Consider the following 13,425-nt stretch of genomic DNA (forward strand, 5'->3'; position numbering starts at 1 on the left):
TCCCTTCAGGAGGAAAAAATGAAACTAAAAAAGAATATCTTTACCATTGGGGCCACAGTGTTGCTGCTTAGTTTACTTAGCGCCTGCTCTTCTTCAAATAATTCATCCAATTCAACTGACACAGCAGGTAATGAAACAACTGCAAAAACTCACCTAGTGACTGATGCCTTGGGTCATAAAGTCGAGATCCCTAATCAACCAAAACGAATCATCGGGAGTTACCTCGAAGACTATCTTATCGCTTTAGGTGAAAAACCTGTTGCTCAATGGACAGTTGGTAGTGGATCGATTCAACATTATTTACAAAAAGAATTAAAAGATGTTCCCACAATCTCTTATGATCTTCCGTATGAAAAAGTCTTAAGTTATGAACCCGATCTTTTATTGATCTCTTCTTCGGCTACAGTTGAAGGAGGTAAATACGAGCAATACAGCAAAATTGCGCCAACCTATGTCGTAAAAAATGGGAATGATGTCACTTGGGAAACCCAACTAAAAGATATCGGAAAAGCATTAAATAAAGAACAAGCAGCAGAAAAAATCATTACTGATTACCAAAAAAAGGTGAAAGCCACTAGACAAGAACTCGCAGATAAAATCAACGGCAAAACGGCTGCTGTTTTGTGGGTGACGAATAACTCAGCATTTATGGTTAGTGAAACACGTTCAAGTGGAAGAATCATTTACGGTGATCTAAAATTTGGTGTGCCAAATCTAGTTACTGAAATCTCTAAAAGTGCAACTTCAGATTGGTCAGCTGTCTCTGCAGAAAAATTAGCAGAGTTAGATGCAGACTATCTCATCTTAGTCAACAGTGATGAAAAAGCTGCGATGTTTAATGAAGCAACTTGGCAAAATTTAAAAGCGGTCAAAGAAAATCATGTCATAGAATTTGGTCCTGAATCTAGTTGGCTCTATAATGGTCCAATAGCTAGTCAAAATATGGTCAATGATATCAAAAATAATTTGAAATAAATCACCTGAACAAGAATAGACGTTCACCTTCCTTTCTTTACAAATTGGAGTGAACGTCTTTTTTTATATAACTATGTGCTAAACCACTTTGCTCATTTTTTGCCATTTCTGAAATCGATGAGGGTATTGATTTTCTTGGTTGACAATTCCTTCATGTTCTTCCACTAATTCAAAACCTGTAAAATCGATTTCTCCAATAAATGTATCCCCCTCAAACTCTGCATCAATTAATGTTCGCCAGATGATTTTTGTTTCTGGTAACAAAGCTTGAAAAATTCGACTTCCTCCTGACACATAGATATCTTCAGGTATATCCTTGGCATATGCCAAAAGTTCATCAATCGAATGAAGGACTTCCGCATTTTTTTCTACTTTAAAATCTTTTTGAGTAGTTAACACAATGATATGCCGATAAGGAAGAGACAATTTGCCCATGCCTTCATATGTCTTTCTCCCCATCACTAATATTTTATCCATCGTATGTTCCCGAAAAAAACGCATATCGTTTGGTAACCTCCAAGGAAGCAGGCCATCTTTTCCAATCAAACCATTCTTGTCTTGTGCCCACATTGAAATAAACATGTGTTTCATCCTCTCAAACTGAATTTGAACAAACGATTTCAATCATACAAGAAAAACGACCCTGTTACAAGAAAAAGAGTCGCTTGTCAGGTTTATGGTTTCATTCAACCTTCACTATTAAAAAAAGTCTAGCTTCCTAAAAAGGATTCTAGACTTACGCTGAACTAATTATTTAGTTTCACGGTGTAAAGTAACTTTACGTTCGCGTGGGCAATATTTTTGTTTTTCCAAACGATCAGGGTTGTTACGTTTGTTTTTGCTTGTTAGGTAGTTACGTTCTTTACAAGAAGTACACTCTAAAGTAATGTTTACGCGCATGTTTTTCCCTCCCATTTTTTACTAGAATCCTCTAAGATGACTCTCAGACTTGATTATCTTACCATGATTTCCACTAGATTGCTAGCCTTTTTACAAAATTTGTTAAGTAAAACTACTTGACGAAAGTTATCTAAATAACTACTTGCTAAACAAAATCTTTTCCTTTTCCAACTATTGCGCTTACACTTGAAATATAAATAATTTTTGAGGAGGAAGATTTTATGCCTTGGAATATGAAAGATTATCCGCCTGCAATGAAAAATTTAGAAGAGTTAACACGAAAGAAAGCAATCGATATCGGTAACGCCTTGCTTGCAGAAGGCTATCCTGATGATCGTGCTATTCCGATTGCTATCAAACAAGCCAAAGAATGGTCAGAAGATGCTACTTCTACTGAAAAAAAAGAGTTTTCTCAAGAAAAAAATCCAACAAAGCATGATCCTCACGACACAAATCCAAGAGCTTCTAAATTATTGACAGCCAACGTGATCGTAAAATTTGAAGAAGATAAGTGGATGGTCCAATCAGAAGGAGCTAAAAAAGCAAGTAATCATTTTGATACGAAAGAAAAAGCGATTGAAAAAGGGAAAGAAATTGCTCAAAACAAAAACACATCATTAATTATCTACAAAAAAGACGGAACGAAAGAAAGAGAAATAAACTATTAATAAAAAACAACTCCTCCACAATAAAGGAGGAGTTGTTCACTGTTAAAAAGGAATAAAATCAATCCACTCGAAGCGGGATGTTCTTTTGCTTCGCTAACTGATTACTTTTTAGACTGTTACATAATCGATTGCTTCAGCCTTAGGGATTTCTTCGTCAACGAAGAAAACTTTATACCAAGTTAAAAAGCTGAAAATCGTCCAAATTTTTCGTTGTTCTTCATGACGCCCTTCATGATGGTCATTTAACAACTTCATAATTTTTTCTTGATCAAAGAATTCTTTGGCAAAATCAGCCTCAAATAATTCTTTGACTTGTTGATAGCCATGGTCTTCTTTCAACCAAGCTTTGATTGGTACTGGGAAACCAAGTTTTACACGGTTAGACCATTCTTCTGGCAAATGTTTATTTGCTGCTTGTCGGAAAATATCTTTGGTATTATTTTGATTTAACAGATACTTACTTGGGATCTGTTCTGCCAATCTCATCACTTCGATGTCAAGTAACGGTACGCGTACTTCAAGTGAGCTGGCCATTGATAATTTATCCGCTTTTAATAAAATATCTTTTGGCATCCATTGATGAAGGTCAACGTATTGCATTTTGTTCACTTCATCTTCGATTTTTTCAGTTTTAGCATAATGGACTGCCATAATCTCCTGAACGGAAGGAGCCTTTTGGTATTCTTGTTTTAAAATATCTGACGCTTCGTTTTCTTCAAACACTCGGGCATGACCAATAAAATATTCTTTCGCAGGAGCTAAAGATTCATATAAGTGGATTCTACCGTGGAAGTTTTTCATCTTGCCAATTTTTCGTCCCAAGTTATAACGTGTTCCTTTTGGTAGTTTCTTCAACCCTTGAGCAATGACACGAATAACTTTTGAATTCGTATGGAACCCATAAGTTTGGTATCCCGCAAATAGTTCATCTGCCCCTTCACCTGATTGGACAACTCGAACACTTTGCGAAGCCAAGTTTGCTAAGAAATAAAGTGGGACACATGAAGGATTCGAATCTGGCTCATCTAAATGGTATTGAATCAAAGGAAAAGCTTTAAATGACATATCTCCATCGATGACAGCTGCTGTATTATCTAAGTCCAAAAGTTCTGTTAACTTTCTAGCTTCAATAGCTTCATTATATGTTTTATCATCAAACCCAATTGAAAAAGAATGATCAGGTTTTAATACAGAAGTCACATAGCTTGAATCTACCCCACTAGATAAGAATGAGCCAACTTCTACATCGCTGATCGTATGTGCTTTAATCGATGCTTCAACTGTTTCATCAATCTTATCGATCCATTCTTTCCGTGAATAGTTTTGTTTTTCTTCAAAATTAGCATCCCAATATTGATGAATCGCTAACTTATTATCTTTGTAAGTGAAATAATGACCTTCTGGCAAACGGTGAACCCCTTTAAAAAAGGTTTCTCCATTTAATGGTGAATATTGAAATGTCATATAAGGTTTCAAGGCTTCTTTATTCAATTCTTTATGAAAATCTGGATGTGGTAAAAAGCTTTTGATTTCTGATCCGAACATAAATGTGCCGTTCATTTCCGCATAATAATATGGTTTGATTCCAAAATGATCCCGAGCACCAAATAATTCATTGCGTTTATTGTCCCAGATTGCAAAGGCAAACATACCCCGAACCTTTTGTAATAGATCAGTTCCCCATTCTTCATAACCATGCAACAATACTTCTGTATCCGCATGTGTTTGAAAAATATGTCCAGCTGCAATCAGCTCTTCTCTAAGAGGTTGGTAATTATAGATTTCCCCATTAAAAATGATGACTTTTGTTCGATCTTCATTATAGATAGGTTGTTTTCCACCCTCTAAGTCGATAATACTTAATCTTCTAAATCCTAAAGCAACATGCTGGTCAATATAATCACCCGAACTATTCGGTCCCCGATGAACGATTCGATCCATCATGTCGTTTACGATTGCTTTTTTATTGTCTTTGTCGTTAATAAATCCTACAATTCCACACATTTTATTTTTCACATCCTAGATAATAATTACTATTACTTTGTTTCGTCCATAAGCATCTTATCATAGAGGCTATTAAATCTTGAAATAATAGCTCTCTTACAGTTTCGTCACATGAAATAACAGTGAATATTTTTGAGTTCTACTATAAAAAAAGTAGTCCTATTAATTAATTTAACATGTTTTGACTAAGGAAGCTATTTTGTTTAGCAAAGACTTGAAAAATATTCATTATTATTTAATCATCTCTATCATTTAACCAATCAAAATTTAGTCCTTACTAAATAATCCGCTCTAATTAAGTTACGAGCGATTTCCAATAAGACTTGTTTGATTTTACTCTTAAACCTTCTTGTCGTGAAAGAAATTCCGTTGGAACAATCTCGTTTAAAAACAAGAATATATTTTCCACTTACAAATAAACCTAACTAGATCTGACCTCATCTCGCATAGTATCTGGTTTATATTTTCTTTTCTATTTCTTCGAACATAGCTAAGAAGACTTTGTTCGTTTACTTATCTCTAAAACTATATTTTTTTTGATTCATTCATGTTATTATTATGAAGGATCTTTATTGGAAAGGGTAATGTTATGAAAGTATCAATTGTGGTTCCATGCTATAACGAAGAAAAAACAGTTCCTCTTTTTTTTAACGAGGTCGAAAAATTTAAGGGAATACATGAATTTGAATATTTGTTTATTGATGATGGTTCAAGAGATAATACATTACAAGCAATCAAAGCATTAGCTAATGACCATGAATATGTACGCTTTATTTCCTTTTCTCGAAATTTTGGGAAAGAAGCTGCTTTATATGCTGGTTTACAAGCTTCTACTGGCGACCTTGTCTCTGTAATGGATGTTGATCTACAAGATCCACCTGATCTATTACCAGAAATGATTGAAACAATTATGCAATCTGATATTGATTGCGTCGGTACTCGTCGTTCGACTCGTGACGGTGAACCACCGATCCGTAGTTTTTTTGCTAAGAAATTTTATCAGCTAATCAATAAAATCAGTGATACTGAAATGGTTGACGGAGCGAGAGATTTCCGTTTAATGACTCGCCAAATGGTTGATGCTATCTTGGAATTAACTGAATACAACCGCTTTTCGAAAGGCTTGTTCAGTTGGGTTGGTTTTAAAACCAAGTATATTTCCTTTGAAAACCGTGAACGAGTAGCTGGTGAAACCTCTTGGTCTTTTTGGAAATTATTTAATTACTCTATTGATGGAATCGTCAACTTTTCAGATGCACCATTAACAATTGCTTCATTCGTGGGGGCATTATCATGTATTGGTTCAGGTCTTGCTATTTTATTTATTATTTTACGTGCCCTGTTGTATGGTGATCCTACAGCTGGTTGGCCTTCCATGGTCTCTATTTTCTTGTTTATCGGAGGTATCCAATTATTGTGTCTTGGAATAATTGGCAAATACATTGGAAAAATCTTTTTAGAAACCAAACAACGTCCAGTGTATATTATCAGAGAGACTGAAAAAATTAATCCAAAAAACTATCAAAGCGAGAAATAAAAAAACTCAAGTTGTAACGATCTCAATAGTTAGTGATCTAACTGTTGGATTTCCTACAACTTGAGTCTTTTTTTATTTTCATCTATTTATGATGGTCAAAACAATGGTCCCAATCCCCAGCATAGTCAAACTAAATTGTACGAGTTCTGCTTTTTTCGGATTCCAGGTTTTCAACAATTCTTTTACCAGCATTAACACTAAAATTCCTACAACTATATATAAAATATAATAAGTTCTCATTCCTGAAGCCCAGATCGTAGGAGAAAATCCCATAATTATTCTTGAACAAGCGCCCATCATCATTAACAATATAAGAAAAGATGCTGTTTTTTTATTATCAAAACTTAAGTAAATCCCTAGGAGCAAACAAGCCAATAAACCTAAAACAAGTAAAGTCGCTAGCCATGATCCAGGACGAGTAAGTGACAGATTCGTTCCAGTATCGGTAAATAGCTTTGTTAAGTGACTGCTATCCCATATTTGTGCACGACTATTGCCACGAATGTGTATAAAACTTTCACCCATCGTATTCCCTAGATAGATAATCAGATTCAAGAAAAAAGGTATAGCAGATAATAAGCGGCTATAATAATTTTTGCACTTGTTATAAGAAAGTAAAAAAACAAATAAGAACAAAATTAAGAACAATACATTTGTATCTAGAAAAAAAGGCTTTCCAAAAGAAGAAATACCCAAATCCAATTTAGTGATAAAGCCAAATTGATCATATTGAGGAAACCACTTGCTAATTTCTTGAGATGTCCTGATGGCATTCCCCGGTGTTGTCAACGAAAATAGTAACTCAATAAAACTTATGAGCAATGGGAGAATCAATAAGCGATGATATGCTCTTTTATATAATAAATAGCCAGTTATAATGGCCGTTAAAGTAAAAAAGCACGCATTCACTTGTTCTTGGTTAGCAGCAAATATCAGGAAAGGCAAACTAAACCAATAGATACTAGGAGTGATAGCTCTTCCTTTTAAGCGTTGGAAGAATGGGAAAAAAGCGAATAAGCAAAATGAAACGGACCATTGATAATTCAAAGTTGTCGACTCCCAGCCTGTTTCCCCCATCACGGTAAGTGGGACTAAGCAGTAGACAGATGTAACTAGCAACACGTTCTTACCATCCAATTTTTCAAAAACATACTTACAAATCATCAGGACCGTGCCCAACATGATGATTGAATTGACAAATTTCCACAGCAGAAAATGTTTAGAAAAAAACATCATAAACAGCTCTATGATAATTCTCGAACTCCAAGTTTTATAATGTTCGATCGAAGCTCCTAAATACCCTAGTTGGTCTAATCTATTTGAGTAAACTAAATCGTCTGCTCTAAATGATGGCATATATAGATTGAAAAATAAAAAACCAAGCCAAATAACTAAAAGCAAAAAAAATAATTCTTTATTAATTCTTTTTTTATTCCAGTACATTATTAAACTCCTTTTTATAATTTATCCCAGCAATTATAACACAGAGGCATCTGTTTCCTATATTTTTTTCATCCTTTTATTTTTAAATAATGAACAAACTGGTCACTTTATCAAAAATAAACATAACAATTAACAGGTTTCATTCATTGGTTTTCCAAAGCGTTTGATCAACCATATTCGGCTAAAAGAGGATTCATTACTTGTTAATAAAACTTTACAAGAAAAATAAGTACTCCAAACAAATAACACCGCATAATTTTTGAAACATTCATAAATTCTCCATTCTAAATGATATCGTTCATGAAGAGACAAAAGTTACAATAACTATCGATAGGCATCTGATGGAAATTCGGTAGGAGCATCTTCTCTTTGTATTCATCGAGAAAACGAGATGCTCTTCGTTCGCTCTCTTCACTAGCTATACGTCTTATTTCCTCAATCAATGCGATTGACAAGTCTAATTCGTCTATGCCCAGCTTTGCCATTTTCCCCCTCCTTTAAATTAGACGTTTCCCCCTAACCAGTTCTTTATTTAAACCCCTTTGTGCATTTTTAGAACAGATACCGTAAAAAAATAATCAGGAAAAAGCTCAGAAATTGGTTTATTTAGCTTTTCCGAAAATTTCGCAGCTTCATCCAGCCCGATGGACATAACCCACCTCTCTCTTTTTCCACATTTTTTCAAAAAAAGTTTAATTTGGTCGAAATGACTCTTTTTTATTTAACATTGCATTTTTGGAACAATAGGCATAATATTAAATAAAAACTAATGAAGGAAGTATCCGAAATGAGTGTTTTTTCCGATGAATTATCGAAATTAATGCGAAATAGAGACATGTCAGATGAAGACCTTGCTTCGGTGGTTAATGTTAATAGGACCACAGTTTCAAGATGGCGGTCTGGTGAAAGAAGTCCGAAAATAGAGAAGCTCCCAGAAATCGCATCGGTATTCAATGTTGATCCGAAAATTTTCGTGGGAGAAAACAACGAATCAATCACTTCTACCTCTTTTATAGAAACTATCTACAACAAATTAAGCGAGAATAGACAAGAAAAAGTGGCGGAGTTTGCAATAAATCAACTAGAAGAGCAAAAACAAGAAAATTCACCCACACCACTTCGTAAAGAAAGTAGTGAGAAAGAAATTTACACACTTGCAGCTCATGCATCCGATTCTAATCTTCGATTCACAGATGAAGAAGTCGCTGAGTTAGAGTCGTATTTAGACGAGTTGGATAAAGAGTATGACAAGAAACAAGCTAAGCGAGATAAGTGTCGAAAGCAGTCAGATTGATATGAAACTTTTGCGAATGAACGCAGCGCAACGCCTCCTGTCGTCAAGACGTGTTGCATTCCTTCTCAGAAACGATATTATAATATCCTTTAGAATAATTGGAGGTAAAAACATTGCGAAGTAATGAAGAAATAGTTGAGATCGTAGATTCGTTACGAACGGAACAGGGATTGTCCGTTAGCGAACTTGCCCGAAGAGTAAACATGTCTAAGTCAGCTTTGTCTAGGTACTTTAACAAAATCAGAGAATTCCCTTTGAGCAGAGTAGAAGATTTTGCAAGGGCGCTAGGTGTATCTTCTGAATATATACTAGGTTTTGAAGAAGATATATTGATAGAAAAAACTGTAACTACAATGAAAAAAATCGATGATGAGAAAAAGCAAAAAGTCTATGACTTTGCACAGAAACAATTAGAAATTCAAACGAACGAGCGTATAACCTCGATTAGCAAAACTGATGACGAAGAAATCTATACTTTGGCAGCCCACTCTCCTGATCCGAATAGAGAATACTCCGAAGAAGATATTGAACATATCCAGTCTGTTTTAGCTAAATATAGAAAGAAATACGAAGATAAAAACAAAAAGTAATCGTGTGGTGTTGAGATGTGAACAGCTATGAAACGTTATTAAGTAAAGTTGTACAAGAGTTGCCTGTTTTAGAAGTTAAATTACTGCGAGATATCGGAGAAGAAGCAATTTACGAAAATAATTATATTTACTTAGATAAAAATTTAAGCACTATTCATAAGAGGATACATCTATCAGAAGAATTCTCTCATTATAGAACAAGCGTCGGCAACATCATCGACTACACCCACCCCAGAAACAGAAAACAAGAGATTCAAGCACGTCGAGATTCGATCGAACGGCTTGTTTCTCTTGATGATCTGTTTGAGTGTTATAAGTGTGGATGTCGCTCAAAATACGAATGCGCAGAATTTCTTGAAGTAACAGAACCATTCTTCGCTGATAAGCTTAGGCACTACTTTGCTAAGTATGGTTCATTCTACATACATAAGGACCATCTTTATGTATTTGATTTAGATTCACTTGTGATTATTCCTACAAACGATAATAATTATAAATAGGAATAATTATGAAATAATCATTTTTTTATTTTTTTATTTTGTTAATAACCGTAACAATATAAGAAATTAAATGAAATTTTAGGAATAAAAAGGAAGTGAAACGATGAAATTTGGAATGAGGAAACCAAGTGTAAAGAAATCGATTAGCGCTCGAACTAAAGGGAAAGCTAAAAGGAAATTAAAAAAGGCGTTGATTCCTGGGTATGGTAAAAAAGGAACAGGTTGGATTAAGAATCCAAAGAAAGCAGCTTACAATAAAGTTTATAGAAAAACTACTTTTAGTTTTTGGGATTTATTCAAATAAAATAGAAACGAGGAATGAAAATGAAAAAATATATGGGTGCTTTTTTTGCGATTATTTCATTAATAGTATTTGGTGCTTGTAGTAATAACGTAACTGTTGATGATTTAAAGGCAAATGATTGGGTTATAGAAACTACTAAAGATGATGATGCTGATATGATTCTTTCGTTTTCTGATCACGTTGTGACGATAAAAGTAGATACTTCTAGCATGAAATCATCTGCTAGTGACGAATGGGAAGCTATGGGCGAAGAATTTGCAAAAAATATGTTTAATCAAATGGATTACAAATTTGAATATACATTGAACGGAAACGTAATGACGTGGAAAACAGATGAGAATAAAGATGCTAAATATACTGTAAGTAAGGATGCTAATAATATCAAATTAACACCTGATAAATCTAATGATTCAGACAATAAAGAAGAATTGATTTTAAAACCTCAAAAAATAAAATTAAAAGAATCGCATTCTTCTGTTTCCACCTCTGCTGAAGATACTTCAACAACCAGTGAGGAAATTTCTTCCTCAACAACAGAAAGCTCAACAGAAAGCTCAACGGAATCATCAGTTGCAATCGCTAATAGCTCTACGCAATCGTACGAAAGCACAGAAAGTTATTCTGAAGCACCAAGTTCTAGCGTAGTTCAAGCTGTGGAAGCTACTAGCTCATCAGAGCAACCAGCTCCACAAGATTATATTCCATCTGAGCAACCTCAGCCTGAAACCCCACCTCAACCAGAAACTCCAGATGTTTTGACTTTGCTACCCGGTGAAGGTCCAAAACAATTAGCCGACCGCGCAGGAATCACTACTGACCAATTATTTGCGCTGAATGGCTTAGATCCAAACAATTATATGCTTTATCCGGGACAAAAGCTAAGAGTTAAATAGGCTAAGAAATATTCTTATTGATAAAAAACACGCCCCACCGACCAAAGCGAGAGCGTGTTCTAGTTTAAGAACTACGGTAAAGTAGGTCTATTTATTGTACCCTATTTTACCATCTCGAAATCCGCTGTACAACCGAACAAACGTACGAAAGGAAATAAAAAGATGGCTAAACGAGAAATTGATCATCGAATTAAAAGCTATGTAACAAAAAAAGAGGAAACAAAATACATGTTCTACATTTACGCTGGTGTAGATTCTATGACTGGCAAGAAAAGAAAAGTAAAAAAAATGGGATTTAAAAGTGCGCTTGAAGCAGATCGAGCTTTAAGAAGAATTGAAACTCAAGTAAAAAATGAAGGTGCTGACTCAGCAAAAGTAAAACAAAGTAAACAATTCTTAGAAATATATAATTTATGGTTCGAAAATTATAAAAAAACTGTAAAAGAAAGTACTTGGGCATCTACCGAAGAAATTTTCAGACTTCATATTCTACCCGTCTTTGGAGAAAACTTTATAAACAAAATAGACGTATTTTTTTGCCAGAAAGCTGTGAATGAATGGTCTGAACAATATCCAAAAATATTCAAAAAATATAAAAACTATACTTCCAATGTTTTTGACTATGCTGTTTCAATTCAGGAAACAGAAAGCAATCCTATGAAAATTGTCACAGTGCCAAAAGGTGAAATCCTAAGCATAGAAAAAAAGGATATTGAATTCTACACTAAAAATGAGTTACTAGAATTCTTGAGAGCTGCTAAGCAAGAAAAAGACACGATTTATATTTTTTTCTACTTATTAGCTTATACTGGCTTACGTAAAGGAGAAGCGTTCGCTTTGACATGGTCGGATATTAATTTTAATACAAATACACTAACCGTCAATAAAACTATCACAAGGGGCAAAAATGGGCGTTTAATTGTAAATGAACCAAAAACGAAAAATGGAGTTAGAACTATATATTTAGATCATGAGTTATCAAGTACTCTAAAAAAATATAAAAAAAGCAGTACTAAACTTACTCATATTTTCGACCGTGAAAATTTAGTTTTTGCCAATAATGGAAAATTGTATAATCCAACAATTACACGGTTTTGGTTAAAACAAATTTATAAGAAAAACGAAAATCTGAAACGAATTTCCGCTCATGGATTTCGACATACACACGCAAGTTTACTTTTTGAATCTGGTGCTTCTCTAAAAGATGCTCAAGCAATATTAGGACATGCAGACATACAAACAACAGCGAATATCTACACGCACGTTACAGAAAACAAAAATAAGACCACTATTTCTAACTTTTCAAATTATATGAAAGGATGATTGGAATAAAGTCAAAAAGGGGTACTAAAAGGGGTACTCTTTTTTAAAAAGAGAGCTATCCAGCAAGCGCTAGATAGCTCAGAAACGTTGATATAAAGGAAGGTACAGGATTTATATATAACTGGCAATAAAAGAAAATTACTAACATATTTTAGCAAAATACCCTATTTTTTGCTTCTAGTTATAAAATACTAGCACTAACTAAATTTCAAAACGTAGTCAAAAACGTATTTAAAATTCTAATCGGGTAAGTGTTCGACAAACGGTTAATGAACTGAATTTATCTTATGTACCCTGTAGGACTCGAACCTACGACCGGACGGTTATGAGCCGTCTGCTCTGACCAACTGAGCTAAGGGTACAGGTTATTACCAACAATGTGTTTACTAAAAAGGAGGAACATTGTTGGCAACCAACCTATTATCGCATAGCTCGAAATATGATTAGTTATGAGTGAGAGTAAAACTATGCGATAACATCACTATTTTATCGAATAATTTTTATAGTTGTCAATACGGTTATGTACTGCTCCTCAACGAGGAGCTATTTTTATCGTTTAGGAATATTTAAATACCAACGTTTGTCATGGAAATCTTGCGCACCGCCTTTAGTGTTTCCTTCTGGATCATTCGTTGCCCGCATCATGACATAGACTTTCTTATTAGGGAAGTTGCGCATGTTAAAAGATACATGATAGCCAACGTTTCCAAATGTCCCATACGCTTGATTTACATCTGGTCTATAAATTCCATCAGCTTTTACTCTAGCTAATTCTTTTCCAGTATTGTAATCCATAATGAAGATATACTCGTATTTATAGTTAGCAATGTGCCATCCAGCTACATGCAAGTTTGCGTTTTCGATTTCTCCGAACTGATCAATGTGGGCGTAATTTGTTCCATCTGTCAGCGTAGGATTTGCAGCACCTGCTCTAGTTGGATCAATGACTGGTTTATCATCTGAAGTAGTTGGATTTTCATCGGTAAATCCATGT

The 13,425-nt window shown here is 34.5% G+C and carries 14 protein-coding genes, 1 tRNA gene and 1 pseudogene; 9 read left to right on the forward strand and 7 right to left on the reverse strand.

Features of this window, described 5'->3' with window-relative positions:
* Window positions 1-18: 18 nt before the first annotated feature.
* Window positions 19-975, forward strand: a complete 957-nt coding sequence (locus AB3H90_RS02550; protein WP_368016109.1) for an ABC transporter substrate-binding protein — start codon at window positions 19-21, stop codon at window positions 973-975.
* Between the two features lie 78 nt (window positions 976-1,053).
* Here AB3H90_RS02550 and AB3H90_RS02555 read toward each other — a convergent pair whose 3' ends face one another.
* Both AB3H90_RS02555 and rpmG read right to left on the reverse strand, forming a co-directional pair.
* Window positions 1,054-1,557: a dihydrofolate reductase gene (locus AB3H90_RS02555; protein WP_010718835.1), complete on the reverse strand. Its 504-nt coding sequence runs from the start codon at window positions 1,555-1,557 to the stop codon at window positions 1,054-1,056.
* A 168-nt stretch (window positions 1,558-1,725) separates the two neighbouring features.
* The gene (gene rpmG, locus AB3H90_RS02560; RefSeq protein ID WP_002320810.1) at window positions 1,726-1,890 is read right to left on the reverse strand and encodes a 50S ribosomal protein L33; all 165 of its coding nucleotides are present in this window, start codon (window positions 1,888-1,890) and stop codon (window positions 1,726-1,728) included.
* A 206-nt stretch (window positions 1,891-2,096) separates the two neighbouring features.
* Here rpmG and AB3H90_RS02565 point away from each other — a divergent pair, with 206 nt between their 5' ends.
* A complete protein-coding gene (locus tag AB3H90_RS02565) occupies window positions 2,097-2,543 on the forward strand; it encodes a DUF2188 domain-containing protein (RefSeq protein WP_368016110.1) in 447 nt (148 codons plus the stop codon).
* Between the two features lie 108 nt (window positions 2,544-2,651).
* On the opposite strand, the gene asnB is transcribed toward AB3H90_RS02565, so the two are convergent.
* Entirely contained in the window at window positions 2,652-4,547 is a 1,896-nt protein-coding gene (gene asnB, locus AB3H90_RS02570; RefSeq protein WP_034698382.1) for an asparagine synthase (glutamine-hydrolyzing), read from the reverse strand.
* A 589-nt stretch (window positions 4,548-5,136) separates the two neighbouring features.
* Between asnB and AB3H90_RS02575 the strand changes: the two genes are divergently transcribed.
* A complete protein-coding gene (locus AB3H90_RS02575) occupies window positions 5,137-6,084 on the forward strand; it encodes a glycosyltransferase family 2 protein (RefSeq protein ID WP_010718832.1) in 948 nt (315 codons plus the stop codon).
* A 78-nt stretch (window positions 6,085-6,162) separates the two neighbouring features.
* On the opposite strand, the gene AB3H90_RS02580 is transcribed toward AB3H90_RS02575, so the two are convergent.
* Window positions 6,163-7,527 (reverse strand): DUF6056 family protein, encoded by a 1,365-nt coding sequence (locus tag AB3H90_RS02580; protein ID WP_081127390.1) that lies wholly within the window; start codon window positions 7,525-7,527, stop codon window positions 6,163-6,165.
* 284 nt (window positions 7,528-7,811) lie between these two features.
* Window positions 7,812-8,012 (reverse strand): hypothetical protein, encoded by a 201-nt coding sequence (locus AB3H90_RS02585; RefSeq protein WP_368016111.1) that lies wholly within the window; start codon window positions 8,010-8,012, stop codon window positions 7,812-7,814.
* A 302-nt stretch (window positions 8,013-8,314) separates the two neighbouring features.
* Between AB3H90_RS02585 and AB3H90_RS02590 the strand changes: the two genes are divergently transcribed.
* The 6 genes from AB3H90_RS02590 to AB3H90_RS02615 all read left to right on the forward strand — a co-directional run bounded on the left by AB3H90_RS02590 (window position 8,315) and on the right by AB3H90_RS02615 (window position 12,431).
* On the forward strand, window positions 8,315-8,821 hold the full coding sequence (locus tag AB3H90_RS02590; protein ID WP_368016112.1) for a helix-turn-helix domain-containing protein: 507 nt from the start codon (window positions 8,315-8,317) through the stop codon (window positions 8,819-8,821).
* A gap of 113 nt (window positions 8,822-8,934) precedes the next feature.
* Window positions 8,935-9,411, forward strand: coding sequence for a helix-turn-helix domain-containing protein (locus tag AB3H90_RS02595; RefSeq protein ID WP_368016113.1), 477 nt, complete (start codon window positions 8,935-8,937; stop codon window positions 9,409-9,411).
* Window positions 9,412-9,428: 17 nt separating this feature from the next.
* Window positions 9,429-9,911, forward strand: coding sequence for a toxin (locus AB3H90_RS02600; RefSeq protein ID WP_368016114.1), 483 nt, complete (start codon window positions 9,429-9,431; stop codon window positions 9,909-9,911).
* A gap of 103 nt (window positions 9,912-10,014) precedes the next feature.
* Complete coding sequence (locus tag AB3H90_RS02605) at window positions 10,015-10,215, forward strand: hypothetical protein (RefSeq protein WP_368016115.1); 201 nt, start codon at window positions 10,015-10,017, stop codon at window positions 10,213-10,215.
* Between the two features lie 20 nt (window positions 10,216-10,235).
* Window positions 10,236-11,108, forward strand: a complete 873-nt coding sequence (locus AB3H90_RS02610) for a LysM domain-containing protein (RefSeq protein WP_368016116.1) — start codon at window positions 10,236-10,238, stop codon at window positions 11,106-11,108.
* A gap of 162 nt (window positions 11,109-11,270) precedes the next feature.
* Window positions 11,271-12,431: a tyrosine-type recombinase/integrase gene (locus tag AB3H90_RS02615; protein ID WP_368016117.1), complete on the forward strand. Its 1,161-nt coding sequence runs from the start codon at window positions 11,271-11,273 to the stop codon at window positions 12,429-12,431.
* A gap of 288 nt (window positions 12,432-12,719) precedes the next feature.
* Here the strand turns inward: AB3H90_RS02615 and AB3H90_RS02620 are convergent.
* Window positions 12,720-12,793: transfer RNA gene (locus tag AB3H90_RS02620), tRNA-Ile, on the reverse strand.
* 187 nt (window positions 12,794-12,980) lie between these two features.
* Window positions 12,981-13,425, reverse strand: a pseudogene (locus AB3H90_RS02625) (N-acetylmuramoyl-L-alanine amidase); the annotation flags it as partial.

The organism is Enterococcus sp. C63, from assembly GCF_040887215.1.
GTDB lineage: Bacteria > Bacillota > Bacilli > Lactobacillales > Enterococcaceae > Enterococcus_B > Enterococcus_B hirae.

Bases quoted from the DNA above. Each gene is read 5' to 3' on its own strand.
- AB3H90_RS02550 (WP_368016109.1), top strand. From the start codon at position 19: ATGAAACTAAAAAAGAATATCTTTACCATTGGGGCCACAGTGTTGCTG.
- AB3H90_RS02555 (WP_010718835.1), bottom strand. From the start codon at position 1,557: ATGTTTATTTCAATGTGGGCACAAGACAAGAATGGTTTGATTGGAAAA.
- rpmG (WP_002320810.1), bottom strand. From the start codon at position 1,890: ATGGGAGGGAAAAACATGCGCGTAAACATTACTTTAGAGTGTACTTCT.
- AB3H90_RS02565 (WP_368016110.1), top strand. From the start codon at position 2,097: ATGCCTTGGAATATGAAAGATTATCCGCCTGCAATGAAAAATTTAGAA.
- asnB (WP_034698382.1), bottom strand. From the start codon at position 4,547: ATGTGTGGAATTGTAGGATTTATTAACGACAAAGACAATAAAAAAGCA.
- AB3H90_RS02575 (WP_010718832.1), top strand. From the start codon at position 5,137: ATGAAAGTATCAATTGTGGTTCCATGCTATAACGAAGAAAAAACAGTT.
- AB3H90_RS02580 (WP_081127390.1), bottom strand. From the start codon at position 7,527: ATGTACTGGAATAAAAAAAGAATTAATAAAGAATTATTTTTTTTGCTT.
- AB3H90_RS02585 (WP_368016111.1), bottom strand. From the start codon at position 8,012: ATGGCAAAGCTGGGCATAGACGAATTAGACTTGTCAATCGCATTGATT.
- AB3H90_RS02590 (WP_368016112.1), top strand. From the start codon at position 8,315: ATGAGTGTTTTTTCCGATGAATTATCGAAATTAATGCGAAATAGAGAC.
- AB3H90_RS02605 (WP_368016115.1), top strand. From the start codon at position 10,015: ATGAAATTTGGAATGAGGAAACCAAGTGTAAAGAAATCGATTAGCGCT.
- AB3H90_RS02610 (WP_368016116.1), top strand. From the start codon at position 10,236: ATGAAAAAATATATGGGTGCTTTTTTTGCGATTATTTCATTAATAGTA.
- AB3H90_RS02615 (WP_368016117.1), top strand. From the start codon at position 11,271: ATGGCTAAACGAGAAATTGATCATCGAATTAAAAGCTATGTAACAAAA.